Here is a 24,349-nt window from a genome sequence, read left to right on the forward strand (position 1 = left end):
GGTCTACTCTCCTGCCGCGGGTTCTGGTGTCGCCGCTTCCGGCCGATACGGCACGGGCGGCGGAACCTCGGTCAACGTCGTGGGCCCGCCAGCTGGCGCGGCGTTCTGCCGCCCGGTCTGGGGCCCATGCCTCGGATGCTCGCCACGCTTCAGCGCCTCGATCAGTCGCTGCGCTGCCGGACCATCGAGGTCCTCGTAGAAATGGTCGCCGACCCAGAGCACCGGCGCGTTCACGCAGGCGCCGAGGCACTCGACCTCCTCGACCGAGAACAGCCCATCCGCGCTCACCGTACCGTCGGGCACATTGCCGGCGGCAAGGCGGCAGGCGTGGAGAACGGCGTCGGAGCCGCGCAGCCAGCACGGGGTGGTGGTGCAGACCTGGAGATGGTGCCTCCCCACCGGCCGCGTCTTGAACATCGTGTAGAACGAGGCGACCTCGTAGACGCGGATCGGCGCCATGCCGAGGATGCCGGCGACATGGTCCATCGCCGCACGGGGAAGCCAGCGCGCGCCGGTCTCGGCCTCCATCTGCCGCATCGCAAGGTCGAGCAGGCCCTTCACCGCCGAGGCCTGCTTGCCTTCGGGGTATTTCGCGATCTGCTTCTCGGCGTATTTGCGGTTCGCCTCGGTGAAGGCGAAGCTCTCGGGGCCGCCGTCATAGGCCGACGCCGGCGAGGAACGATCTGTCACCGGTCAATCTCCCCGAACACGATGTCGAGGCTGCCGATGATCGCCACCGCATCGGCCAGCATGTGGCCCTTGGAGAGATGGTCCATCGTCTGCAGGTGCGCGAAGCCAGGTGCCCGGATCTTGCAGCGATAGGGCTTGTTCGTTCCGTCCGCGATCAGATACACGCCGAACTCGCCCTTCGGCGCCTCGACCACGGTGTAGGTGCTGCCCGCCGGCACGTGATACCCCTCGGTGTAGAGCTTGAAGTGGTGGATCAGCGCTTCCATCGAGCGCTTCATCTCGCCCCGCGAGGGCGGGGTGATCTTGTTGTCCTGCGTCTTGACCGGCCCCTCGGGCATGCGCGCGAGGCACTGGCGGATGATGCGCAGGCTCTCGCGCATCTCGGCCACGCGCACGAGATAGCGGTCATAGCAATCGCCGTTGCGGCCGATGGGGATGTCGAACTCCATCTCGCCATAGACATCGTAGGGCTGGCTTTTCCGGAGGTCCCACGCCGCACCGGAGGCGCGCAGGCACGGGCCCGACCAGCCCCAGGCAAGCGCTTCCTCGAGCGGCATGATGCCGATATCGACGGTGCGCTGCTTCCAGATCCTGTTCTCGGTCAGCAACGTTTCAAGGTCATCGATGAATTTCGGGAAGCCTTCGGCCCACTCGCCGATCTTGTCCGCGAGCCCCGCCGGCATGTCCTTCGACACGCCACCGGGGCGGAAATAGTTCGCGTGCAGGCGGGCACCGGAGACCGCCTCGTGGAACTCCATCAGCTTCTCGCGTTCCTCGAAGCCCCAGAGCGCCGGCGTGATGGCACCGACGTCGATCGCGTAGGTGGTGAGGTTCAGGAGGTGGTTCAGGATGCGGCTGATCTCGGCGAACAGCACGCGCACATACTGCCCGCGCGGCGGCACGGTGATGCCGAGCAGTTTCTCCGTAGCCAGCGCGAAGGCGTGCTCCTGGCACATGGGCGCGACGTAATCGAGGCGGTCGAAATACGGCACCGCCTGCATGTACGTCTTGTACTCGATCAGCTTCTCGGTGCCGCGGTGAAGCAGCCCGATATGCGGGTCGGCACGCTCCACCACCTCGCCGTCGAGCTCAAGCACCAGGCGCAGCACGCCGTGCGCGGCCGGGTGCTGGGGCCCGAAATTCATCGTGTGGGTGCGGATCGGGGGCTTGCCCCCGGATACAGCCTCGGTCGGCAGCGATCCGTCGGCCATCGGCGTCAGCCCCTGTTCGCCTTCTCGTCGCCGGGAAGCGTCGTCATGCCTTCCCAGGGCGAGAGGAAATCGAAGTTGCGGAACTCCTGCGTCAACTTCACCGGCTCGTACACCACGCGCTTCTGCTCCTCGTCGTAGCGAAGCTCGACATGGCCGGTGAGCGGGAAGTCCTTGCGCAGCGGATGCCCCTCGAACCCATAGTCGGTCAGCAGGCGGCGGAGGTCGGGGTTTCCCTCGAACGGGATGCCGTAGAGGTCCCATGCCTCGCGCTCGAACCAGCCGGCAGCGGGGAACAGGGACACGACGGAGGGAACGGCGACACCTTCCGAAACCGGAACGACGACGCGGATGCGCGTGTTCGCCGCCGGTGCAAGCAGGTGGTAGACGACGTCGAATCGCTCAGGCCGCTCGGGCCAGTCGACGCCGCAGAGGTCCATCAGCTGCACGAAGCCGAAGCGTGGATCGTCGCGCAGCGCCGCCATCACGGCGATGAGTGCGGCCGGCGAGACGACGATCTCGCGCTCGCCCAGCGCCACGCCCTGTTCGAGGATTGCCGGGCCGAAGGCGTCGGCGAGGGCTTCCGCCGTCGCGTCGATGGTGACCGTGTCATCGCTCATCGTCAGCGCCTCAGCACAGTGCCGGTGCGGCGGATCTTCTTCTGGAGCTGCATGATGCCGTACACCAGCGCCTCTGCCGTCGGCGGGCAGCCGGGAACGTAGATGTCGACCGGCACGATCCTGTCGCAACCGCGCACCACCGAGTAGGAGTAGTGGTAGTAGCCGCCGCCATTCGCGCAGCTGCCCATCGAGATCACCCAGCGCGGCTCCGGCATCTGGTCGTACACGCGGCGCAGCGCAGGCGCCATCTTGTTGGTCAGCGTGCCGGCGACGATCATCACGTCGGACTGGCGCGGCGACGCGCGCGGAATGATGCCGAACCGATCCAGGTCATAGCGGCTCATGTAGGCGTGGATCATCTCGACCGCGCAGCACGCAAGCCCGAACGTCATCGGCCAGAGGCTGCCCGTGCGCGCCCAGTTCACCAGCTTGTCGAGCTGGGCGACGACGAAGCCCTTTTCCTGCATCTGGCCCGTCACGTCACGCAGCAGCGCGTCCTGCGCGGGCCCGGGTTCCAGCGCCTCGCGGTTCCAGGCGATCGCCGGCTGGTTGGTGCCGGCCTGGGTCTGGAGGGTCATGCTCGCTTCTCCGAAGCCGCGCTCACTCCCATTCGAGGGCGCCCTTCTTCCACTCATAGATGAAGCCGATCGTCAGCACGCCAAGGAACCCCATCATCGAACCGAAGCCGAGCCAGCCGATTTCGGCCAGGCTGATGGCCCAGGGGAACAGGAAGGCCACTTCGAGGTCGAAGATGATGAAAAGGATGGCGACGAGGTAGAACCGCACGTCGAACTTCCGGCGCGCATCGTCGAACGGCTCGAACCCGCACTCATAGGCCGAGAGCTTCACGGGGTCTGGCGCCTGGCGGGCAAGGATCAACGAGGCGCCGACCATCGCCAGCGCGATGGCGGCGGCGATCCCGATGAACACCAGGATCGGGAAGTACTCTGCCAGCATGGTTGGCATCTGGGCACACGCTCCGTCCGGCCGGGGCTTGTCGCCCGGGCTCGCTGCGGTGCGACATTATCCGCGATCGTGTTGCGATTCCACCAAGCTTGATCGTTGGTCGCCATCGCGACGACAGCATGACACGATGCGGTGCGGTGGTTGTGCGCCGGTCTCTGCCGTGGCATGCCCGTACCATGAACCGGGACGTGCCGCGACGTCGACAGGCCAGGAAAGAGTGGAAATGGCGCGAGTGACGGGGCTCGAACCCGCGACCTCCGGCGTGACAGGCCGGCGCTCTAACCAACTGAGCTACACCCGCGCAAAGCGAAGCGGTCATAGGTCGCGCCCCCCGATCGTGTCAAGCATGCGCGGCGCGGTACCCGGCCTGAGGCGCTCGCCGTGACGGAGGGTGGCCACGGCCCCAACGAAGCGCCTCCAGGCGACCTCGTCCTCTACCTCGCACGGCGCCCGTCATGGACGGTTCGCCGTGAGGTCGGACGAATTGCCGCATCCCTGCCCAGCGGCTGGCGCATCGCGATCATCAGCTACAGGGACGAAGGACCCGCGACCGAACGTCGCGTGCTCGTCGGCGCGCGCAGCGTGCCCTGGCACATCCATGACCGCACGACCATCCAGGCGCTTCCCTATCCCGGCAAGCTCAGGCCGCAGACGGCGGAAGGCTGGGGCATCATGCCCGGCAACCTCGACCTCCTGAACCTCCTGGCGTGGCGCCAGGAGCCGCCCTTCTCGAACCTGTGGGTGATCGAGGATGACGTGCGGTTCACGGGACGATGGTCAGCACTGTTCGCGCGACTCGGCGCGGTGGAGGCAGACGTTCTCAGCGTCGGCCGGCGTACCCTGGTGAGTGAGCCTGGCTGGTTCTGGTGGTCCTCCCTCCGCGACCCGGACGGCAACGTCTTTTCCGACCCAGGGCTGGTCTCGACCTTCCTGCCGTTCCACCGCATCAGCGCGCAGGCCATCGCCGTCATCGATGCTGCCTACCGCGCCGGGTGGGCGGGGCATCACGAGGTGACCTGGCCCACGCTTGCACTCCGCGCCGGGCTCACGATCGCCGATATCCAGTCGCTTCCCGGAAAGCCGGTCTGCACCAAGGAGAGTTTCCGCTACCGCCCGCCGATGGAGGGGCCGGGGGACGAGCCCGACATGCTGTGGCATCCCGTGAAGCCGCCGTCGCGGCGGGTGCGGCTGACCAACGCCGCGCGACGCCTCGTCGGAGCGGGATAGGGCCGCATTCGGCTCATGCGCTGGTGGGCGATGACGGGATCGAACCGCCGACATCCTCGGTGTAAACGAGGCGCTCTACCGCTGAGCTAATCGCCCGCGTGAGACATAGGGCAGATCGCGCGCGGATGGAATCGGCAAGAGCGCAACGCGAACCGCCGACGGCATCCGGGGCGAACGCCACACGCGAACCAGAGATGGAACCAGAACAGGGACCCGGAGATGGATCCGGAAAGGGAAAGGGCCGAGGCGTTGCCACCCCGGCCCTTCCGATCACGCGATGGCAGCGGAAATCAGTTCACCGCGTCCTTCAGCGCCTTGCCCGCCTTGAAGCGGACCGACGTGGACGAGGCGATCTTGATCTGCTCACCCGTGCGCGGGTTGCGGCCGACGCCCGCCTTGCGCTTGGACTTTGAGAAGGTGCCGAAGCCGACGAGGCGAACCTCGCCGTCCTTCTTCTTGAGCGCTGCGGTGATCGCATCGAACACCGCATCGAGCACCTCGGACGTCTTGGCCTTCGGCAGGTCGGTCTTGTCGGCGACGGCGGCCACCAGGTCGTTCTTGTTCACGGGATTGCCCTCTTTGACGTGACTGGAGCTGAAAGGATTGCGTGCCGCCTCGCCGCGGAGTTCCGCCACAGGGCTGCAACGCACGCGTGCACTCTAGGCAGTGCGATTTTCCGCAGTCAATGCGTCGCTGCCCGTTTTCCCCAAGGAATCCGTGCGTTTTCGGCCAACCCGCAACGAAACGCCCCGCCACCGCGCTTGACCATGCCACCGACTCGGTGGCCCCCACGAAATGGGGCGCCCCGTTGCCGGGGCGCCCCTTCATGCATCACGCCGAGTCGCGGCGGTCAGTGAGCCAGCCGGGCAGCCTCGGCCTCGGCCACCGTCTTGGCGGCAGGCTCCGCGGGCTCCTCCCACACGATGGGCTCGGGCCTGCGCACCAGCGCCTCGCGCATCACGTCATCGACCGACGCGACTGGGATGATCTTGAGCCCCTTCTTCACATTGTCGGGGATCTCGGCGAGGTCCTTCTCATTCTCCTGCGGGATCAGCACGGTGGTGAGCCCGCCACGCATGGCGGCCAGCAGCTTCTCCTTCAGGCCGCCGATCGGCAGCACGCGGCCGCGCAGCGTGATCTCGCCCGTCATGGCGATCTCGCGGCGCACGGGAATGCCGGTCAAGGCCGAGACGATGGCAGTGGCCATCGCGACACCGGCGGAAGGCCCATCCTTTGGCGTCGCCCCCTCTGGAACGTGCACGTGGATGTCGCGCTTTTCGAACAGCGTCGGCTTGATGCCGAAGGTAATGGCGCGTGAGCGGACATAGCTCATCGCCGCCTGTACGCTCTCCTGCATCACGTCGCCGAGCTTGCCGGTGTGCTTCACGTTGCCCTTGCCAGGCATCAGCACCGCCTCGATCGACAGCAGCTCGCCGCCGACCTCCGTCCACGCCAGCCCGGTGACGACGCCCACCATGTCCTCGAGCTCCGCCTCGCCGTAGCGGAAGCGGCGGACGCCCGCGAACTTCTCGAGGTTCTTGCGCGTGATCGCGACCTTGGTCGACTTCTTCTGCACGATCTCGCGCACGGCCTTGCGGGCAAGGCCCGCGATCTCGCGCTCGAGGTTACGAACGCCTGCCTCGCGCGTGTAGTAGCGGATGAGGTCGCGGATCGCCTCGTCCGACAGCGACCACTCCTTGTCCTTCAGCCCGTTCGCCAGGCTCACCTTGTTGAGCAGGTGGCGCTTGGCGATCTCGACCTTCTCGTCCTCGGTGTAGCCCGGGATGCGGATGATCTCCATCCGGTCGAGCAGCGGCTGCGGCATCCGAAGGCTGTTCGCGGTGGTCACGAACATCACGTCGGAGAGGTCGTAGTCCACCTCGAGATAATGATCGGCGAAGGTCGAGTTCTGCTCGGGGTCGAGCACCTCGAGCAGCGCGGATGACGGATCGCCGCGCCAGTCGGCGCCGAGCTTGTCGATCTCGTCGAGCAGGAACAGCGGGTTCGAGCTCTTCGCCTTCTTCATGCCCTGCACGACCTTGCCGGGCATCGAGCCGATATAGGTGCGGCGATGGCCGCGCACCTCGGCCTCGTCACGCACGCCGCCCAGCGACATGCGCACGAAGTTCCGCCCCGTCGCCTTGGCGATCGACTTGCCGAGCGAGGTCTTGCCCACGCCCGGGGGCCCGACCAGGCACAGGATGGGGCCGCGGATCTTGGGGCTCCGCACCTGCACGGCGAGGTACTCGAGGATGCGCTCCTTCACCTTCTCAAGGCCGTAATGATCGGCCTCGAGAATGTCCTCGGCGGCCTGCAGGTCGGCCTTGATCTTGGTCTTCTTCTTCCAGGGGATCGAGAGCATCCAGTCGAGGTAGTTGCGCACCACCGTCGCCTCGGCGCTCATCGGCGACATGGTGCGCAGCTTCTTGAGCTCGGCCAGCGCCTTCTCGCGCGCTTCCTTGGTGAGCTTGGTCTTGCGGATCCTGTCCTCGAGCTCGGCGGCCTCGTCCTTGCCGTCCTCGCCCTCGCCCAGCTCCTTCTGGATCGCCTTCAGCTGCTCGTTCAGATAGTACTCGCGCTGGGTCTTCTCCATCTGGCGCTTCACGCGGTTGCGGATGCGCTTCTCGACCTGCAGCACGCCGATCTCGCTCTCCATGTGCCCGAACACCTTCTCCAGGCGTTCGGCGACGGAGGCGGTCTCCAGCAGGTCCTGCTTCTCGGGGATCTTGAGTGCCAGGTGCGAGGCGACGGTGTCGGAGAGCTTGGAGGCATCCTCGATCTGGTTGATCGAGACGAGCACCTCGGGCGGGATCTTCTTGTTGAGCTTGATGTACTGCTCGAACTGCCCGACCACGGTGCGGGCCAGCGCCTCGACCTCGCGACCCTCGCCCGGCGCTTCCTCGAGCGGCTCGACGAAGCCCTCGAAGAACTGCTCGGTTTCCTTGAAGCCGGAAATGCGCGCGCGGCGGCCGCCCTCGACCAGCACCTTCACGGTGCCATCGGGCAGCTTCAGCAGCTGCAGCACCGTCGAGACGGTGCCGACATGGAAGATGTCGTCGACGCCGGGGTCGTCCTGCGCGGCGTTCTTCTGGGCAACGAGGAGGATCTGCTTGTCCTCCTTCATCACCGCCTCGAGGGCGCGGACGGATTTCTCGCGGCCGACGAAAAGCGGCACGATCATGTGCGGGAACACGACGATGTCGCGCAGTGGCAGCACGGGCAGGACATCGCCGGGAACCGGGGCCTTGCCTTCCGCCTTGCCTTGCTCGTCACTCATGGGTTCTGGCTTCCTGTTCCGGCAGCCTCCGGGTCATGCACCATGCCCTGTCCCGAAGACCCCGATTGCGTTCTGGTCAAATGAGGATGCGGCCCCGCTGATCAACCCCGATCGATCAACCCCGCATCCTCGCCCCGGCATATCCGACAGGGCCCGGCGCGCATCCGCATGCAGCGGAAGGCGCGCGGGCTGGCTCAGGCGCTCGTGGTCCCCTCGCCGCGCCGCTCACCGTAGATGAACAGCGGAGCTGAGCGCCCCTCGGCCACCTCACGGTTGATCACCGTCTCGTCCACCCCATCGAGGCCGGGGAGGTCGAACATGGTGCCGAGCAGGATCGACTCCATGATCGAGCGGAGGCCGCGCGCGCCGGTCTTTCGGCTGATCGCCCGCTGCGCGACGGTGCGCAGCGCATCGTCGGTGAAGGTGAGCTTCACCCCCTCCATCTCGAACAGGCGTCCGTACTGCTTCACGAGCGCGTTCTTGGGCTTGGTCAGGATGTCGATCAGCGCGCCCTCGTCGAGGTCCTCGAGGGTGGCGACCACCGGCAGGCGGCCGATGAACTCGGGGATCAGGCCGAACTTCAGCAGGTCCTCGGGCTCGACTTCGCGCAGCACCTGGCCGGTGCGGCGATCCTCGGGGCTCCTCACATCCGCGCCGAAGCCGATCGCGGTGCCCTTGCCGCGCGAGGAGATGATGCGCTCGAGCCCGGCGAAGGCGCCGCCACAGATGAACAGGATGTTGGTGGTGTCGACCTGCAGGAACTCCTGCTGCGGATGCTTGCGCCCGCCCTGCGGCGGCACGGAGGCAACCGTGCCTTCCATGATCTTGAGCAGCGCCTGCTGCACCCCTTCGCCCGACACGTCGCGGGTGATCGAGGGGTTGTCGGACTTGCGGCTGATCTTGTCGACCTCGTCGATGTAGACGATGCCGCGCTGCGCCCGCTCGACATTGTAGTCGGCGGCCTGGAGCAGCTTCAGGATGATGTTCTCGACATCCTCGCCGACATAGCCGGCCTCGGTCAGCGTCGTCGCGTCGGCCATGGTGAAGGGAACGTCGAGGATGCGGGCGAGCGTCTGCGCGAGCAGCGTCTTGCCCGAGCCCGTCGGCCCGATCAGCATGATGTTCGACTTCGCGATCTCGACGTCGTTGTTCTTCTGGGCGTGCGACAGCCTCTTGTAGTGGTTGTGCACGGCCACCGACAACACACGCTTGGCGTGATCCTGCCCGATGACGTAATCGTCGAGAACCTTGCAGATCTCGCGCGGCGTGGGGATGCCGTCACGCGTCTTCACGAGGTGCGTCTTGTGCTCCTCGCGAATGATATCCATGCAGAGTTCGACGCATTCGTCACAGATGAACACGGTCGGACCCGCAATCAACTTGCGGACCTCGTGCTGCGACTTGCCGCAGAACGAACAGTAGAGGGTGTTCTTTGAGTCGCCTGACTTGCTCATGCTCGCTCCCGCGCTCGGTGCGGCGTCCAAGTGTGACAGTCTACGCCCCATGAGGGGGGTGCACAAGCGAGCCGCCTCCCGGCATGCGCGCGTCCTGCCAGTGATCGTGCGTCCGATCCTGCTCCCGATCGGATCAGTGACCTGACCGGGGGCGCCGCCTCGGGCTGCACCGGCACGCGGGGCACGGAGACGAGGCTACTTCTTCTCCGCCTCGGGAACAGGCCGGCTGTCGACCACCTGGTCGACGATGCCGAACTCCTTGGCTTCCTCGGCGGACATGAAGCGGTCACGCTCCAGCGTCTGCTCGACACGCTCGAGCGCCTGTCCGGTATGCTTGACATAGATCTGGTTCAGTCGCGCCCGCACGGCGAGGATCTCGCGCGCCTGGATCTCGATGTCCGTCGCCTGGCCCTGCGCGCCGCCGGAGGGCTGGTGCACCATCACCCGGCTGTTCGGCAGGCAGTAGCGCTTGCCGGGCGCACCGGCCGCCAGCAGCAGGCTGCCCATCGAGGCGGCCTGGCCAACGCACACCGTGCTCACGGGGCTGCGGATGTACTGCATCGTGTCGTAGATCGCGAGGCCCGACGTCACCACCCCGCCGGGGCTGTTGATGTAGAAGGCGATGTCCTTGTTGGGGTTCTCGCTCTCGAGGAACAGCAGCTGGGCGCAGATCAGGCTCGCGACGCCGTCATGCACGGCACCGGTGAGAAAAATGATCCGCTCCTTCAGCAGGCGGGAGTAGATGTCGAACGCACGCTCGCCGCGGGCGGTCTGCTCGACCACCATCGGCACCAGCGAATTCGCGTAGATCTCGACCGGGCTGCGCTCGGACATCGTCACCGTGTTCCTTCCTCAGGCCATTGGCCTCACAAGACCAGGGCGGTATCAGGCCGCCTCGGGATCCTTCGCGAGCTCCTCGGGCGTGACGGGCTTCTCGTCCACCTTCGCGAGCTCGAGCACGAAATCGATCGCCTTCTCCTCGAACAGCGGCGCCCGGAAGCGATCGATCGCCTGCGGGTTCTGCTGGTAGAACTCCACCACTTTGCGCTCCTGGCCCGGGTAACGCTGCGCCTCTGCGATCACCGCGCGCTTGAGCTCATCATCACTCACCGACAGGTTGTTGGCCCTGCCCAGTTCCGCAAGGAGGAGGCCCAACCGCACGCGCCGTTCGGCGATCGCGCGGTACTCGCCCTTCAGCGTCTCGTCGTCCTTGCCCTTGTCGGCATCGTCGAGGCGGCCAGCCTTCAGGTCCTGCTCCACCCGCTCCCAGATGGCGCCGAACTCGCCATCCACCATGCCCTGCGGCACCGGGAAGGTCGCGAGCTCGGCCAGCCGGTCAAGCAGGGTGCGCTTGATGCGCATGCGCGACAGCTGATCGTACTCGCGCTGGATCGCGCCGCGGATCGCGTCCTTCAGCGCCACCAGCGTCTCGAACCCGTGCTTCGTGGCCAGCTCGTCATTCGGCTCCGCCGGCAGCGCCCGCTTCAGCGCCTTCGCCGTGACCGTGAAGGTCGCGGTCTTGCCGGCAAGGTCGGTCGCGACATAGTCGGGCGGGAAGCTCACGTCGTTGTCGCGCGTCTCGCCGGCGGAGAGGCCGAGCAGACCCTCGGTGAAGCCCGGCACGAAGCCCGGGCCGCCGACCTCGACCTCCATGTCGGTGGCAGAGCCGCCGCGGAAGGGCTTGCCGTCGATCTTGCCGACGAAATCGACCACCAGCAGGTCGCCGGCCACCGCGGGGCGAACCTCCTCGACAGGCTCCGAGCTGCGGTGCCGCTTGGCCAACTCGCCAAGCCGGTTCTCCACCTCCTCCTCGGCCGGGGTGGCAACGAGCTTCTCGACCGTGATGGCGGCGAGGTCGGGCAGCGCGATCTCGGGCAGCACCTCGACATCGAGGTTGAACTCGAGGTCAGCGCCTTCCGACCAGTTCACGATCTCGACCTTGGGCTGCAATGCCGGTTTGAGCCCGCGCTCGGTCACGAGCGTACGGGCTGCCTCGTCGAGGCTCTTCTCGAGCACCTCGCCCATGATGGAGCCGCCGAAGCGCTGCTTGACGATCGCGGCCGGCACCTTGCCGGGGCGGAAGCCCGGCAGGCGAAGCTCGCGCCCGATCTCGGCGAGCCGCGCATCGCGCCTGGCGGCAAGCGTCTCGGCCGGCAGCACCACCGCAAAGGCGCGCTTGAGACCCTCGGCTGATTTCTCGGTGACCTGCATCGTCCGTCTGCTTTCCGTCTGCCGCTGCCCTGGCTGGGCGGCGTGAAATGAGCCTGGTGCGGGCGGAGGGATTTGAACCCCCACGACTTGCGTCACCGGAACCTAAATCCGGCGCGTCTGCCAGTTCCGCCACGCCCGCGACAGGCCAGTGCGGGGCGTTCCGCATGCACGACCGCCACGGTGCGGCGGAGCCGCCCGAGAGGGCGCGCATGTAGCCCCGATCGGTCATTGGTGCAACAGCCGCCCCCTCAGCCCAGCAGTGCCGCCGCGGCGGCGTCGAGGATCGCGTCGGTGTCGAGGCCATAGGCGCGGTAGAGGGCGGGGATATCGCCCGTCTGGCCGAACCGGTCCACCCCCAGCGCCTGCACACGCTGCCCCCGTACCGCGCCGAGCCAGGCGAGCGACGCCGGGTGGCCATCGAGCACCGTGACGAGCCCGGCGCGCGGGTCGAGCGGGGCCAGCAGCGTCTCGATATGTGCCGTCGCTGGCCCGCCAGTCCGCCGCGCACGCTCGGCCCTCAGCCAGTCGGCATGCAGCCGGTCGGGCGAGGTGACGGCGAGAAGCCCCAGCCCGGGAACCTCGTCGGCCAGTGCCGCGTGCGCAGCCTCCGCCTCCTCCGCCACAGGGCCTTCGTAGGCGATGGCGAGTTGTGCGCCTGGCGAGGGGGGAATGCGCCAATAGCCGCCAGCGATCACCGCGTCCTTCTCGGCGTCGGTCAAATTCCGCTCGGGCTGGGCGAGCGGGCGCGTCGAGAGCCGCAGCCACACGGACGACCCGCCCTCGGCCTGCATGTGCCGGAACGCCCAGGCCATGATGACGCCGAGCTCATCCACATGCGCGGGCTCGTAGAAGGCGAGGCGGTCCTGTCCGATGCCGATCAGCGGTGTGTAGATCGACTGGTGCTGCCCCCCCTCGGGCGCGAGCGTGATGCCCGATGGCGTCGAGACCAGCAGGAACCGCGCATCCTGATAGCAGCCATAGAACAGCGCATCGAGGCCGCGCTGGACGAAAGTGTCATACACCGTCCCGACAGGAATGAGCCGCACGCCGTTGAGATCATGGGAAAGACCTGCCGCAGCGAGCAGCAGGAACAGGTTCTGTTCGGCGATGCCAAGCTCGACATGCTGGCCATCGGGCGTCATCACCCATTTCTGGGCGGAAACGACCTTCTGGTCGCGGAACACGTCATTGCGGCGGTGGCGGCTGAACACGCCACGCCGGTTCACCCAGGGCCCAAGGCTGGTGCTGACGGTCACGTCCGGGCTGGTGGTCAGGATGCGGGAGGCGAGCGGGGCAAGATCCCCCTGCCCGCGGCCGATCTCCGACAGGATCTGGCCGAACGCCTCCTGGGTGGACATCTTCCGCCCCGGCGCGCGGCGCGGGGCCGGCAGCGCATCGGGCACCGGAATGGCGGCCGACACGCGCCGGCGCCCCCGCGTCTCTCCCTCGCCCGCCAGGGGCGCGGCGAAAGGCACCTGGCCGAGGAAGTGCTTCGCAGCCACGGTCGTCTCGGCGTCGAGGCCGGCGAATGGCTCCCACTCCTCGCCCGGTGCAATGCCGAGCTGCGCGCGGAAACCTTCCATCTGCTCGACGGTCATCAGGCCAGCATGATTGTCCTTGTGGCCGGCAAGCGGCAGCCCCATCCCCTTGATCGTGTAGGCGATGAAGGCGGTCGGGCGCGGTGCCGCGGCAGCCTGGCGCATGGCGGCGAGCACCGTCTCCATGTCGTGGCCGCCGAGATTGGTCATCAGCCCCGCGAGCACGTCGTCGCTCATCGGGTCGATCAGGGCGCGGATGCGCTGGTTGCGCCCAAGGTCGCCCGTGATCGCCTCGCGCCAGGCAGCGCCGCCCTGGAAGGTGAGCGCGGAGTAGACCGAGTTCGGGCAGTCATCGATCCAGGCCCGGAGCGCCTCGCCGCCGGGCTGGGCGAAGGCAGCCTCGAGCTTCCGGCCATATTTCAGGGTCACGACATCCCAGCGCATGTCGCGGAACAGGCCCTCGATCCGGTGGAACAGCCTGTCTGGAACAATGGAATCAAGGCTCTGACGGTTGTAGTCGATCAGCCACCACACATCCTGGATGTCGTGCTTCCAGCTCTCCAGCAGGGCCTCGTAGATGTTGCCCTCGTCGAGTTCGGCATCGCCCACCACCGCCACCATCCGGCCGGGGCGCGAGCCCACGGGCGTCATTCCCTTCAGCCTGACGTAGTCCTGGATCAGCGCGGCGAAGTTCGTGATCGCGACGCCAAGGCCGACGGAGCCTGTGGAGAAATCGACGTCGAGCCCGTCGCGCGTGCGGCTGGGGTAAGGCTGCGTGCCGCCGAACGCACGGAAGCTCTCGAGCCGTTCCCGCGTCGTACGCCCCAGCAGGTACTGGATGGCGTGGAACACCGGCCCCGCATGCGGCTTCACCGCGACGCGGTCCTCGGGCTTGAGGATGTCGAGGTAGAGCGCCGTCATCATGGTGGCGACCGAGGCGCAGGAGGCTTGGTGGCCGCCGACCTTCAACCCGTCGCGCGAGGGGCGGACGTGGTTGGCGTGATGGATCGTCCAGGACGCGAGCCAGAGGATGCGCTGTTCGAGGCGCCGCAGCATCGCCAGGTGCGCCGCATCCTCGGCGGGCGTTGCCGCCGCACGGCCAACGATGCCTTCCGGTGCCATTGTCGTTCCTTCCCGTCCCGCCTCGGTCAGGCCCAGCCGCGGGCGAGGCGCTTCAGCGTGGTCGATGCCGCCCGCTTGCCCTGCCCGACATAGGCCTCGTGGTTCGCCTCGATCGCGTCGAGGTCGTAGAGATAGTTCACCATCAGGCCAAGGCTCTCGCGCTGGCCCTTCTCCGACCGGTCCGCCAGCCAGTTCAGCCGTTCCGCCTGCGCGCCATTGGTGAGGTGGAAATGCGCGACGGGGTCACGGGCACGCTTTGCTTCCCCGGCCCTTCCCTCCGCGTTCTCGGCGACCAGGTACCGGGCGCAGAGTCGCGTCAGGATCGGCTTCGCCGCCTCCGCCACTGCGGCGTCACGATGCCATGACCGTTTCGCAAGCAGCCTCGCGACCGGCTGCACATCGCTCTCGTCGGCGCCCAGGGCGGCGGCGAGGGACGCTTTCTCGTCAGGGCTCAGCAACGCCTCGTCAACCGCCACTGAATCGAGCCATCGGCGGAAACCCGGAATCGGAGACAATGTCGCGAAAGCCTTGAGATTGCGAAATTCTGACGAGAGCTCGCCGACAACGCGCTTGATCAGGAAATTGCCGAAGCTGATGCCGGCCAACCCCTGCTGGCAGTTCGAGATGGAGTAGAAGATCGCCGTGTCAGCCGCCGCCGGGTCCTGCACCGGGGCCTTCTCGTCGAGCAGCGCGCGCACGTCGCCGGAGAGGCCCTTGACCAGAGCGATCTCGACGAAGATCAGCGGCTCGTCAGGCATCCGCGGGTGGAAGAAGGCGTAGCAGCGTCGGTCGCTGTCGAGCCGGTTCTTGAGGTCGCGCCAGCCCCTGATCTCGTGCACCGCCTCGTAGCCGACGAGCTTCTCGAGCAGGTTCGCCGGGCTGTGCCAGTCGATCCGGCGCAGTTCCAGGAAGCCGACATCGAACCAGGCAGCGAGCAGCGCGCGCATGTCGGCCTCGAGCGCGGCAAGAGCTGGGTCCTTCTTCGCAAGCTGAAGCAGGGCGGCACGGAGCTCGACGACGAACTTCACGCCTTCCGGGATCGAGGTGAACTGCGTGACCAGCCGCGCGCGGGGGGCTTCGAGGGCGCGGCGAAGCTGCATCCGGGCCCGTGCCGCAGCGGCGGCATCATCGCCCGCCGCCTGGAATGCCGCGACGGCCTTGGCCACCGCGGCAGGGTCGCTGTCGAAGCTGGCAAGGATGCGCAGGAACTCCGCCTTGCCGTCGGCATCCGCCGCGAGATAGGCCTTGGCCAGCCGTGCCGAGCGTGCGCGGGCGGAGACTTCGCCGCCCTTGGCCTCGAGGCAATCGCGCATCTGGGCGGCAATGTCGCCATCCTCCGCCCCGCCAGCGACGTCACGCCATGCTTCCAGAAGCCGCTTGAGCGCACGGTCGAATAAACCGCCTGATGTCGCCGTGTCCATTCCAGCTCCTGCGTCTGCCACCGCACTATAGACCAGCCAGGGCGCGTGGCAGGAGGGGGGGAAGATCCTCCGCGATCGTGCCGGCGCCGGTTTCGCGCGCTGCCTCGCCCAGCGCCCAGGCCGCGGCGGAGGCAGCCTTGAACGGGTTCATCCCTTGCGCGATCAGGCCGGCGGCGGCACCGGCCAGCACGTCACCCGTGCCGGCAGTCGCGAGGTCGGGCGGGGCGTTGGCGTCGATCGCCGCCCGCCCGTCAGGCGCGGCAATCACCGTGTCCGCCCCCTTCAGCAGCACGACGGCGCCGGTGGCGGCGGCTGCCCTGCGCGCCGCAGCAACCTTGTCATCGCCCACGGGTCCAAAGATGCGGGCGAACTCGCCGGCGTGGGGCGTGAGCAGCGCCGCGCCGGCGAGACGTTCGGGCGCACCGGCGCAGGCGGAGAGCGCATCGGCATCGACCACGACCGCCCGGCCAGAGGCGTGCAGTGAGGCGTGCAGCGAGGCGAGCAGGGCGGCGAGCACCGCGTTGGTCCTCTCCCCCTGCGCGAGGCCAGGGCCCACCAGCCAGGCATTGCGGCGGGGATCGGCGAGCAGCGTCGCGATGCTGGCCTCCGTCACCAGCACGCCAGGCTCTGCCGCACGGTAGATCGCGGCCGATGGGGCATCGCCCGCCGCTATGCTGACGAGCCCCGCGCCAACCCGACGCGAGGCTGCGGCGGCGAGCCGCGCAGCGCCGGTCATCGTCACGCCGCCAATGATGGTGAGGTGGCCGCGTGCATACTTGCTGTCCCGCGCATGCCGGCGCGGCAGGTCCTCGCGCCAGAGCGCCGGGGTGTTCAGGAAAAGGCGCGGCGCCATCGGCCCGAGCACGGCCTCGGGGATGCCGATATCGGCTACCACCGTCTCGCCGCAGAGGAGCCGTCCGGGCAGCAGCAGGTGCCCGGGCTTCGGGCGGAAGAACGTGACGGTGAGTGCGGCCTGCGGTGCGGTGCCCAGCACCTGCCCCGTCAGGCCGGAGACGCCGGAGGGCAGGTCGACCGCAACGAGTGGGACGCGCACGGCGGCGAGCGTGGCGGCAGCATCGCCCGCGATCGGCCGCGCGAGTCCCGCACCGAACAGCGCATCGACGACCAGCCTCGCCCCGTCCAGCGCGGCGGGCAGGAGCGGAGCGATCGGCCCGCGCCAGAGCCGCGCTGCCTGGGCCGCATCCCCCGCGAGTGCCTCGGCCCTGCCCAGCAGCGCGACCGTGACGGGCCAACCCACCCGCTCCAAATATGTTGCAATAACAAAGCCATCACCGCCGTTGTTTCCTGGTCCGCAGAGCACCACGACACGGCCGGGGGTGAAGCGGCGCATGATCTCGCGCGCCACCGCGCGGCCGGCGCTGCGCATCAGCGCGCCCCCGTCGATGCCGCCCTCGATCGCGGCACGGTCGGCAGCGCCCATCTCTGCTGGCGTCAACACGGCGACAGGCCCAACGTCGGCGATTGCTATCTTCGGAAAAACGATGGTTCACTCCCCTTGCGGCTGGCATGATCGTCGCCGCCAATGCCGGGAAACACACTCCAAGGGAAGAATGCCATGACGACGTTCGGAAAGCGCGAGCGCAGCCTCGCCGAACTCTATGCCGATGACGCCGAGCGGGCGGATGCGGTCGCCTTCGGCCGCCGTGGCGCGCTGAAGGGTGCCTCACTCGCCGCGATGGGCGCTGCCGTCGGTACCGCGATCCCCTTCGCCGGCACGATGCCGCGCGGCCTGATCCCCGCGGCCCTCGCGCAAGGCGCGCCCGCGGGCCCGCGCATGCTCGAGTTCCCCGGCAAGGACCCGCTGATCCTGCTGGGCGATCGCCCGCTGGTCGGCGAGGCGCCGGAGACGCTGCTCGACGATGCGGTGACGCCGAACAACCGGATCTTCATCCGCAACAACGGCCAGATCCCCGAGCCTCCGGCCGACGCCGATGCCTGGAAGGTGAAGGTCGAGGGGGAGGTGAACACCCCGCTCGAACTCAGCGTCAGCGAGCTCCGCTCGCGCTTTCCGAACGTGACGCTGCAGCTCCAGATGGAATGCGGCGGCAACGGCCGCAGCTTCTACGTGCCCGAGACGCGCGGCAACCAGTGGGGCAACGGCGCGATCTGCAACGCCGCCTGGACCGGCGTCCGGCTGAAGGACGTCCTTGCCGCGGCAGGGCTCAAGCCCTCGGCGCGCTACACCGGCCACTACGGCGCCGATCCGCATCTCTCGGGCGCGACTGACCGTGCCGCGATCAGCCGCGGCATGCCGATCGCGAAAGCGATGGAGGAGCACACGCTGATCGTCTTCGCCGTCAATGGCGGGCCGATCCCGCACATCAACGGCGCGCCGGTGCGGATGATCGTTCCGGGCTGGCCAGGCTCGCTCAGCCAGAAATGGCTGACGCGCATCGTCATCCTCGACAAGCCGCACACCGGCCAGGGCATGGGCGGCACGAGCTATCGCATCCCCGTCACGCCGATCGTTCCGGGCTCGAACAACAACGGCGCGACGTTCACCGACATGACGTCGATGCCCGTACGCTCGGTACTGACGAACCTCGGCAACGGATCTCGGCTGCCGGCCGGCACGCGGCAGGTGCCGCTCCGCGGCGCTGCGTGGGCGGGGGACGACACCGTCTCCGCCGTCCACGCCTCCGTCGATTTCGGCGCGACCTGGTCGCCGATGCGGGTCGCCGCTCCCGCCAACAAATTTGCCTGGCAGCGCTGGGAGGGCAACGTCGCCCTGCCGTCGGACGGGTATTTCGAGGTGTGGTACCGCGCGACCGACAGCAGGGGCCGGATGCAGCCGCACACGGCACCGAACTGGAACCCGCAGGGCTATGGCGGCAACCCCGTCAGCCGTGCCGCGATCCTGGTGGGCTGAGGCGCGATGCGGACGCTGCTTGCCATGATCATCGGGGGGATGCTGCTCGCATCCCCCCTCCCCGCGCTCGCCGCCGATGAAGCGCCCGAGGACCCCTCGGCGCTTCCCGACGGGGATGGCCGCGACGAGACCTTCTATTCCTGCACGGCCTGCCACTCCACCGCCCTGATCCGCCGCTCGGGCTTCACGCGGCAGCAATGGGATGATCTGATGGATTGGATGGTCGAGAAGCAGAACATGAACCCGCTCGAGGCGGATGAACGGAAGCTGATCGTCGATTACCTCGCCCGCGCATTCCCGCCGCGCCGGACACGGCCGCCTGCGTTCAACAACCCCTTCGCCACGAACTGAGCGTGCACGCCATCGTCCTCGGCGCCGGCATCGTCGGCGTCTCCGCTGCCTGGTTCCTGCGCGAGGCCGGTGCCGAGGTCACGGTGGTCGAGGCGCGCGAGGGCGCGGGGCTCGAGACCTCGTTCGCCAATGGCGGCCACATCTCGGTTGCCTCCGGCCCGTGGGCTGCACCGGACGTGCCGGGGAAGATGCTGAAATGGCTGGGTCGCGAGGATGCGCCGCTGCTGCTCCGCCCCTTCCGCTGGGACCCGGCGCTGTGGTCGTGGGGCGTTCGCTTCCTCGCCAACTGCAACGCCCGCGACTATGCCGCCAACGCCGCGGTGATCGGCGCCATCTGCCGCTTCTCGGCGGCGGAAACCGCACGGCTGCGCGACACGCTCGCCATCGATGACCAGAACTCGCTCGCCGGCACGCTGACGCTCTGCACCACGCCGGGCGAGATGGCGTCTGCCGCGGCGAAGGAGAAGCGCCTGGTCGCTTCCGGGTTCGAGGCCAGGCTGCTCGACCGTGCCGGGATCGCCGCCGCCGAACCCGCGCTGGCTGATGCCGCGCCGCGCTATGCCGGCGGCCTTTTCGCCAAGGATGGCGAGACCGGCGATGCCTGGAAGTTCACCCAGGGCCTCGCCGATGCCGCCGAACGGGCGGGCGTTCGCTTCCGCTACGGCGCGAAGGTCGCGCGACTCGCCACCGCGTCGGGCGCGGTCACGGGCGTGGCGCTCGATGGTGGCGAGACGCTTGCCGCCGATGCGGTGGTGCTGGCGGCGGGAAGCTGGTCGGTCCAGCTCGCGGCGGCGGCGGGGCTGAGGATTCCCGTCTATCCCGGCAAGGGTTATTCCGCTACCGTTCCGATATCTGGGCGAAACGGCGCGCCGCAGATGGCGGTGGTGGATGAGCATGCCAAAATCTATGTCGCACGCTTCGGCGACAGGCTGCGCGCCGCGGGTACGCTGGAACTCGCCGGTTGGGACAAGACGCCGTCGCCGACGCGGGCCGCTGCGACGGTGGCGACGCTCAAGCGCCTGTTCCCCGAGGGCGGCGATTTCGCGCAGGCGACGCACTGGACAGGGCTTCGCCCGATGTCACCCGATGGCAGGCCGCTGATCGGGCGCACAGCGTTGCGCAATCTCTGGCTCGACACCGGCCACGGCCCGCTCGGCTGGACCATGGCGGCGGGCAGCGGGCGTCTGCTCGCGGCGCTGATGACGGGCGGCTCACCCCCGCTCGACCCGGCCCCCTACGCGCCAGACCGGTTCAGATAGATCGCGATTGAGTTGGTTGGAGGCGCGCGAGTCGGTCAGCTAGCCTGCCTCCATGGCAGCGATCGTTCTCACGGTGGCGCAGCAGAAGGGCGGGGCAGGCAAGACGACGCTTGCCGCGCAACTGGCAGCGGCGTTGGCCGAGACACGCCGCGTCGCGGTGCTCGACATCGACCCGCAGAAATCGCTCACCCGGTGGCATGACGTCCGCAAGGCGCAGGCACGCGCCGCGGCCGCTGGCCTCAGCTTCGCCGACACCGCCGGCTGGCGGCTTTCCGCCGAGATCGAGCGGCTGAAGCGCGACCATGACGTGGTGCTGATCGACAGCCCGCCGCATGCCGAAACCGAGGCGCGGCTCGCCGTGCGCGCGGCCGACCTCGTGCTGGTGCCGGTGCAGCCGAGCCCGCTCGACCTCTGGGCGACAGGCCCGACGCTCGATCTCGCGAAGGCGGAAAAGCGCGAGGCGCGCATCGTGCTCAACCGCGCTCCCGCCCGCGGGAAGCTTCTGGAGGCGACGGAGGCCGAGATCGCGCGCGGCGGCACGCCAGCCCTCGAGGCCTCCCTCGGCAACCGCTCCGCCTACGCCATGGCGATGGCAGCGGGGCTCGGCGTGACCGAGAGCGCGCCGCGCACGCTCGCCGCCGACGAGGTGCGCGCCCTCGTCGCCGCACTCGACCCATGGCTGGGGCGCCGCCGATGAGGGTCATGCCATGATGACGACAACGATGCCCACCACGCTGTTCGTGCTGCATCTTCTCGCCGCGATCGTCTGGGTCGGCGGGATGGCCTTTGCCATCCTCGTACTCCGCCCCTCTCTCGCCGTTCTCGAACCACCACAGCGGCTCCTGCTCCACGCGCATGTGTTTCGCCGCTTCTTCATGATCATCTGGCACGCGATGCCGATCATCCTCGTCACCGGCTGGGCGCTGCTGTTCGGCTGGTATGGCGGGTTCCGCGACGCAGGCGTGCACGTGCACGTGATGAACCTCACCGGCGTGATCATGGCCGTGGTGTTCCTCGTGATCTGGTTCGGCCCCTATGCCGCGTTCCGCGCGGCGATGGACCGTGGCGACGGGCCGGCGGCGGCGGCAGCGGCCAACCGTGTGCGGTTGCTCATCACGCTCAACCTCGTGCTCGGGCTCATCACCTCGATCGTGGCAGGGTTCGGGCGCTGGGGGCTGTGAAGCCCGGTTGATCCCCGTCAAGGCGCCGTGATCGTGCGCGGCGCATCGTTGCTCCACCATCACATGGAGGATCGGATGCGCGCTCCCCTGGTCGCCCTTCTGCTGCTTGCGTCATTGCCGGTGCTTGCGTCATCCCCTGGCGCCGCACAGGTGCCGACGGGCGACGCGGTGTCCGGCGCCATGATCGCCGAGCGGTGGTGCACCGCCTGCCACGCCGTCGGTCGATCGGGGACACCAGCGACCGATGGCGCGCCGACGCTGCAATCCGTCGCCGATCGCCCCTCCACCACCGTGATGTCGCTCTCGGTCTTCCTCCGCACACCACACGCGCGCATGCCAGACCTCAGCCTGACGAGGGAGGAAACCGACGACCTGGTTACTTATATCTTGGGTCTGAGGCGCCGCTGACGAGGCGGGGGCTGCGAGCGACACGAAACTGTCTTGCCGCGTTAACCCCGCTGAAACCGTCATATGCGAGCATTCTCAGGCGCGGCGAGAAGGTACTGCCGCGGGTCGGACCCCCGGTTCCCTGCTGAATCGTTCGGAACCGGGGCCTCCGATGACCCCTCCCCCCTCAGTGTCCGCGCTGTCCCACCGCCACCTCGCGGTGCAGGATGTAGACGCCGCACGCCACGAGCACGGCAACGCCCGCGAACATCGTGGGCGATGGCTGCTCGTCGAACAGCAGGAAGCCGATCAGCGCCGTCCAGAGGATGCCGCTGTACTCGAAGGGGGCGACGATCGAGGGCTCCCCACGCCTGTAGGCATCCGTCATCAGCAACTGTGCGACGGCACTCGTCAGCCCGACGCCGACCAGTGCAGCCAACTGCAACAGCGTCGGCGTGACCCAGACGGGGATGGCCAGCACACCGGCGAGCACGGTGCCGACGATCGAGAACCAGGCGACGATGGTGACGTTGCTCTCGCCCAGCTTGCCCATCCGGCGGATCGCGATCATCGCAAGCGCCCAGCACACGGCACCGAACACGACGACCAGCGCGGGGATCAGCGGCACGGCCGACGCACCCGGGCGCAGGATCAGCAGCACGCCGAGGAAGCCGACGACGACAGCCCCCGCGCGCCGGATCCCCACCTTCTCGCCGAGCAGCGGGATGGAGAGAATCGTCAGGAACAACGGCATGGTGAAGCCGAGCGCGGTCACCTCCGCCAGCGGGAGGGTGACGAAGCCGTAGAACGCCGTCATCATCCCGCCGAAGCCCGCCAGCGTGCGCATCGCATGCCAGAGCGGCTGGCGCGTCCGCAGCGTGCGGATCCCGCCGGCGCGGATGATCAGCGGGCTCAGCGCAGCGAGGACGACGGCGCAGCGGAACAGCACCATCTGCGCCGTCGGGATCGCAGGGCCGACAAGCTTCACGAGCGTCGCGGAGAGCGCGAAGGTGGCGGAGGCAGCGATGATCGCAGCGATCGCCCGTGCGCGACGCTTCGCCAGCGCGGCGGGGGCGTCGTCCTGCCGCTCGGGGGAAAGACTGTGCACGGGACGGGCGTTCTCCTCAACGAAGCTTAGGCGCTCCCCCCTGGCCCGGCCAGGGCCGAGGGTCTAGTTTCCCCCCCGCATGCGAGACGAAACCCTCCCCGCCGATCCGCGCGTCACCATCGAGGCCGTCGAGACGATCTGGCGCGGCCACAACAGCTTCCAGCGCGTCACCTTCACCTTCCAGGGCTTTCGCGGCGAGACGCGCGGGCCGGCGACCTACGAGTTGCTCCGCCGCGGCCGCGCCGTCGCCGTCATTCCGTACGACCCGGCGCGCGACACGGTGGTGCTGATCGAGCAGTTCCGCCTTCCCGCGCTTGCCGCCGGCCTCGACCCCTGGCTGATCGAGGTCGCGGCAGGGCTGGCCGATGGGTCGGAGACCGACGCGGACGTGGCAATCCGCGAGACGATGGAGGAGACGGGGCTTGTCGTCACCGCGCTCGCCCCCGCAGGCCGCTTCATGCTCACCCCGGGGGTCGCTGACGAGACGATCGCGGTGTTCGCTGGCCGCGTCGAGGCGCCTGCCGGCGAGGCGGGTCATGCCGGGCTCGCGGACGAGCATGAGGACATCCGCGTCTTCGCGCTCCCGGCCGAGGAGGCCTTCGCGATGCTGGCAGAGGGCCGCATCGTCAACATCACCACGGCACTCGCGCTGCTCTGGCTCCAGGCCAACCGCGACCGCCTTCGGAGAGACTGGACCTGATGACGACAGACCCGCTGTTCCGCGACGATGCCTCGCTGCGGTCGTGCACCGCCACGGTTCTTGCCGCTGGACCTGACGGCATCGTTCTCGACCGCACCGTGTTCTACGCCCAGGGCGGCGGCCAGCCGGGTGACACGGGAACGCTCCGCCGCCCCGATGGCACGACGCTTCCCGTCACCGACACGGTGAAGGGGGAAGCCGATAAAGGGATGGGGGGCGCGATCCTGCATCGCGTCACGGCCGATGCGGCGCTGCCGGCCGTCGGCGAAACGATCGAGGCCGTGCTCGACTGGGACCGTCGCCTGCGGCTGATGCGCGTCCATACCGCCATGCACCTGCTGTGCAGCCTTATCCCTGGTGCTGCCGTCACCGGCGGGTCGATCGGCGACGGCAAGGGCAGGCTCGATTTCGACCTGCCCGAGGCGCCGGACAAGGAACGGCTGAACCAGGGCCTCGCCGCCCTGGTGGCGGAGGATCACCCGATCACGACCTCCTGGATCACCGACGCAGAGCTCGACGCCAACCCCGGGATGGTGCGCACGCTCTCGGTGAAGCCGCCGCGCGGGTCGGGTCGAATCAGGCTGGTTCGCATCGGGCCGGAGGCGGCGCCGATCGACCTCCAGCCCTGCGGCGGCACGCACGTGCCATCGACGGGGGCCGTCGGGCGCGTCGTCGTCGCCAAGGTCGAGAACAAGGGGCGGCAGAACCGCCGCATCGCACTCGTGCTGGAGGGCTGAGG

General features: G+C 68.4%; 23 protein-coding genes and 3 tRNA genes. 9 read left to right on the forward strand and 17 right to left on the reverse strand.

Features of this window, described 5'->3' with window-relative positions; genetic code table 11:
• Nucleotides 1-3: 3 nt before the first annotated feature.
• From nuoE to Q0C38_RS05175, 6 genes are all read right to left on the reverse strand, one after another.
• Entirely contained in the window at nt 4-690 is a 687-nt protein-coding gene (nuoE, locus tag Q0C38_RS05150; RefSeq protein WP_291295996.1) for an NADH-quinone oxidoreductase subunit NuoE, read from the reverse strand.
• Nucleotides 687-1,901: an NADH-quinone oxidoreductase subunit D gene (locus Q0C38_RS05155; protein ID WP_291295997.1), complete on the reverse strand. Its 1,215-nt coding sequence runs from the start codon at nt 1,899-1,901 to the stop codon at nt 687-689. Before Q0C38_RS05155 ends, nuoE begins: the two co-directional genes overlap by 4 nt.
• A gap of 5 nt (nt 1,902-1,906) precedes the next feature.
• Entirely contained in the window at nt 1,907-2,518 is a 612-nt protein-coding gene (locus Q0C38_RS05160; RefSeq protein ID WP_291295998.1) for an NADH-quinone oxidoreductase subunit C, read from the reverse strand.
• 2 nt (nt 2,519-2,520) lie between these two features.
• Nucleotides 2,521-3,096 carry an NADH-quinone oxidoreductase subunit B family protein gene (locus tag Q0C38_RS05165; RefSeq protein WP_291295999.1) on the reverse strand — a complete coding sequence of 192 codons (576 nt, stop codon included), beginning with the start codon at nt 3,094-3,096 and terminating at the stop codon, nt 2,521-2,523.
• A 22-nt stretch (nt 3,097-3,118) separates the two neighbouring features.
• Nucleotides 3,119-3,484, reverse strand: a complete 366-nt coding sequence (locus Q0C38_RS05170; protein ID WP_291296000.1) for an NADH-quinone oxidoreductase subunit A — start codon at nt 3,482-3,484, stop codon at nt 3,119-3,121.
• A gap of 224 nt (nt 3,485-3,708) precedes the next feature.
• Nucleotides 3,709-3,785 (reverse strand) — tRNA-Asp (locus Q0C38_RS05175).
• A gap of 80 nt (nt 3,786-3,865) precedes the next feature.
• Between Q0C38_RS05175 and Q0C38_RS05180 the strand changes: the two genes are divergently transcribed.
• On the forward strand, nt 3,866-4,711 hold the full coding sequence (locus tag Q0C38_RS05180; RefSeq protein ID WP_291296001.1) for a hypothetical protein: 846 nt from the start codon (nt 3,866-3,868) through the stop codon (nt 4,709-4,711).
• A 21-nt stretch (nt 4,712-4,732) separates the two neighbouring features.
• Here the strand turns inward: Q0C38_RS05180 and Q0C38_RS05185 are convergent.
• The 10 genes from Q0C38_RS05185 to Q0C38_RS05230 form a co-directional block, all read right to left on the reverse strand.
• A tRNA-Val gene (locus tag Q0C38_RS05185) sits at nt 4,733-4,807 on the reverse strand.
• A gap of 194 nt (nt 4,808-5,001) precedes the next feature.
• Nucleotides 5,002-5,277, reverse strand: coding sequence for an HU family DNA-binding protein (locus Q0C38_RS05190; protein WP_291296002.1), 276 nt, complete (start codon nt 5,275-5,277; stop codon nt 5,002-5,004).
• 284 nt (nt 5,278-5,561) lie between these two features.
• Nucleotides 5,562-7,988 (reverse strand): endopeptidase La, encoded by a 2,427-nt coding sequence (gene lon / locus Q0C38_RS05195; RefSeq protein WP_291296003.1) that lies wholly within the window; start codon nt 7,986-7,988, stop codon nt 5,562-5,564.
• A gap of 194 nt (nt 7,989-8,182) precedes the next feature.
• A complete protein-coding gene (gene clpX, locus Q0C38_RS05200; protein ID WP_291296004.1) occupies nt 8,183-9,442 on the reverse strand; it encodes an ATP-dependent Clp protease ATP-binding subunit ClpX in 1,260 nt (419 codons plus the stop codon).
• A 195-nt stretch (nt 9,443-9,637) separates the two neighbouring features.
• A complete protein-coding gene (gene clpP, locus Q0C38_RS05205; protein WP_291296174.1) occupies nt 9,638-10,276 on the reverse strand; it encodes an ATP-dependent Clp endopeptidase proteolytic subunit ClpP in 639 nt (212 codons plus the stop codon).
• 51 nt (nt 10,277-10,327) lie between these two features.
• Nucleotides 10,328-11,653 (reverse strand): trigger factor, encoded by a 1,326-nt coding sequence (tig, locus tag Q0C38_RS05210; protein WP_291296005.1) that lies wholly within the window; start codon nt 11,651-11,653, stop codon nt 10,328-10,330.
• A gap of 54 nt (nt 11,654-11,707) precedes the next feature.
• Nucleotides 11,708-11,792 (reverse strand) — tRNA-Leu (locus Q0C38_RS05215).
• A 109-nt stretch (nt 11,793-11,901) separates the two neighbouring features.
• Complete coding sequence (locus tag Q0C38_RS05220; RefSeq protein WP_408870005.1) at nt 11,902-14,313, reverse strand: transketolase; 2,412 nt, start codon at nt 14,311-14,313, stop codon at nt 11,902-11,904.
• Nucleotides 14,314-14,339: 26 nt separating this feature from the next.
• Nucleotides 14,340-15,734 (reverse strand): malonyl-CoA decarboxylase domain-containing protein, encoded by a 1,395-nt coding sequence (locus Q0C38_RS05225; RefSeq protein ID WP_291296006.1) that lies wholly within the window; start codon nt 15,732-15,734, stop codon nt 14,340-14,342.
• A gap of 25 nt (nt 15,735-15,759) precedes the next feature.
• Nucleotides 15,760-17,193 carry an NAD(P)H-hydrate dehydratase gene (locus tag Q0C38_RS05230; protein ID WP_291296007.1) on the reverse strand — a complete coding sequence of 478 codons (1,434 nt, stop codon included), beginning with the start codon at nt 17,191-17,193 and terminating at the stop codon, nt 15,760-15,762.
• 117 nt (nt 17,194-17,310) lie between these two features.
• Here Q0C38_RS05230 and Q0C38_RS05235 point away from each other — a divergent pair, with 117 nt between their 5' ends.
• Genes Q0C38_RS05235 through Q0C38_RS05260 form a run of 6 tightly spaced genes read left to right on the forward strand, consistent with a single transcriptional unit; the run spans nt 17,311 to nt 21,823 of the window.
• Complete coding sequence (locus Q0C38_RS05235) at nt 17,311-18,624, forward strand: sulfite oxidase (protein WP_291296008.1); 1,314 nt, start codon at nt 17,311-17,313, stop codon at nt 18,622-18,624.
• A gap of 6 nt (nt 18,625-18,630) precedes the next feature.
• Nucleotides 18,631-18,975, forward strand: a complete 345-nt coding sequence (locus Q0C38_RS05240; protein ID WP_291296009.1) for a hypothetical protein — start codon at nt 18,631-18,633, stop codon at nt 18,973-18,975.
• A gap of 2 nt (nt 18,976-18,977) precedes the next feature.
• A complete protein-coding gene (locus Q0C38_RS05245) occupies nt 18,978-20,234 on the forward strand; it encodes a D-amino acid dehydrogenase (protein WP_291296010.1) in 1,257 nt (418 codons plus the stop codon).
• A 52-nt stretch (nt 20,235-20,286) separates the two neighbouring features.
• Complete coding sequence (parA, locus tag Q0C38_RS05250) at nt 20,287-20,931, forward strand: ParA family partition ATPase (RefSeq protein ID WP_291296011.1); 645 nt, start codon at nt 20,287-20,289, stop codon at nt 20,929-20,931.
• A 13-nt stretch (nt 20,932-20,944) separates the two neighbouring features.
• Nucleotides 20,945-21,415, forward strand: a complete 471-nt coding sequence (locus Q0C38_RS05255) for a CopD family protein (protein WP_291296012.1) — start codon at nt 20,945-20,947, stop codon at nt 21,413-21,415.
• A 27-nt stretch (nt 21,416-21,442) separates the two neighbouring features.
• Nucleotides 21,443-21,823: a c-type cytochrome gene (locus Q0C38_RS05260; RefSeq protein ID WP_291296013.1), complete on the forward strand. Its 381-nt coding sequence runs from the start codon at nt 21,443-21,445 to the stop codon at nt 21,821-21,823.
• A gap of 166 nt (nt 21,824-21,989) precedes the next feature.
• On the opposite strand, the gene Q0C38_RS05265 is transcribed toward Q0C38_RS05260, so the two are convergent.
• Nucleotides 21,990-22,910 (reverse strand): DMT family transporter, encoded by a 921-nt coding sequence (locus tag Q0C38_RS05265; RefSeq protein ID WP_291296014.1) that lies wholly within the window; start codon nt 22,908-22,910, stop codon nt 21,990-21,992.
• A gap of 79 nt (nt 22,911-22,989) precedes the next feature.
• Between Q0C38_RS05265 and Q0C38_RS05270 the strand changes: the two genes are divergently transcribed.
• Nucleotides 22,990-23,610 carry an NUDIX domain-containing protein gene (locus Q0C38_RS05270; protein WP_291296015.1) on the forward strand — a complete coding sequence of 207 codons (621 nt, stop codon included), beginning with the start codon at nt 22,990-22,992 and terminating at the stop codon, nt 23,608-23,610.
• Entirely contained in the window at nt 23,610-24,347 is a 738-nt protein-coding gene (locus tag Q0C38_RS05275; RefSeq protein ID WP_291296016.1) for an alanyl-tRNA editing protein, read from the forward strand. The genes Q0C38_RS05270 and Q0C38_RS05275 overlap by 1 nt, the downstream gene beginning before the upstream one ends.
• The last annotated feature ends 2 nt before the right edge of the window (nt 24,348-24,349 follow it).

It is taken from the genome of Elioraea sp. (genome assembly GCF_022842375.1).
Lineage (GTDB): Bacteria > Pseudomonadota > Alphaproteobacteria > Acetobacterales > Acetobacteraceae > Elioraea_A.

Bases quoted from the DNA above. Each gene is read 5' to 3' on its own strand.
- Q0C38_RS05270 (WP_291296015.1), top strand. From the start codon at position 22,990: ATGCGAGACGAAACCCTCCCCGCCGATCCGCGCGTCACCATCGAGGCC.
- Q0C38_RS05255 (WP_291296012.1), top strand. From the start codon at position 20,945: ATGACGACAACGATGCCCACCACGCTGTTCGTGCTGCATCTTCTCGCC.
- parA (WP_291296011.1), top strand. From the start codon at position 20,287: ATGGCAGCGATCGTTCTCACGGTGGCGCAGCAGAAGGGCGGGGCAGGC.
- tig (WP_291296005.1), bottom strand. From the start codon at position 11,653: ATGCAGGTCACCGAGAAATCAGCCGAGGGTCTCAAGCGCGCCTTTGCG.
- Q0C38_RS05275 (WP_291296016.1), top strand. From the start codon at position 23,610: ATGACGACAGACCCGCTGTTCCGCGACGATGCCTCGCTGCGGTCGTGC.
- Q0C38_RS05155 (WP_291295997.1), bottom strand. From the start codon at position 1,901: ATGGCCGACGGATCGCTGCCGACCGAGGCTGTATCCGGGGGCAAGCCC.
- Q0C38_RS05220 (WP_408870005.1), bottom strand. From the start codon at position 14,313: ATGGCACCGGAAGGCATCGTTGGCCGTGCGGCGGCAACGCCCGCCGAG.
- lon (WP_291296003.1), bottom strand. From the start codon at position 7,988: ATGAGTGACGAGCAAGGCAAGGCGGAAGGCAAGGCCCCGGTTCCCGGC.
- Q0C38_RS05225 (WP_291296006.1), bottom strand. From the start codon at position 15,734: ATGGACACGGCGACATCAGGCGGTTTATTCGACCGTGCGCTCAAGCGG.
- clpX (WP_291296004.1), bottom strand. From the start codon at position 9,442: ATGAGCAAGTCAGGCGACTCAAAGAACACCCTCTACTGTTCGTTCTGC.
- Q0C38_RS05235 (WP_291296008.1), top strand. From the start codon at position 17,311: ATGACGACGTTCGGAAAGCGCGAGCGCAGCCTCGCCGAACTCTATGCC.
- Q0C38_RS05170 (WP_291296000.1), bottom strand. From the start codon at position 3,484: ATGCCAACCATGCTGGCAGAGTACTTCCCGATCCTGGTGTTCATCGGG.
- Q0C38_RS05165 (WP_291295999.1), bottom strand. From the start codon at position 3,096: ATGACCCTCCAGACCCAGGCCGGCACCAACCAGCCGGCGATCGCCTGG.
- Q0C38_RS05240 (WP_291296009.1), top strand. From the start codon at position 18,631: ATGCGGACGCTGCTTGCCATGATCATCGGGGGGATGCTGCTCGCATCC.
- clpP (WP_291296174.1), bottom strand. From the start codon at position 10,276: ATGTCCGAGCGCAGCCCGGTCGAGATCTACGCGAATTCGCTGGTGCCG.
- Q0C38_RS05160 (WP_291295998.1), bottom strand. From the start codon at position 2,518: ATGAGCGATGACACGGTCACCATCGACGCGACGGCGGAAGCCCTCGCC.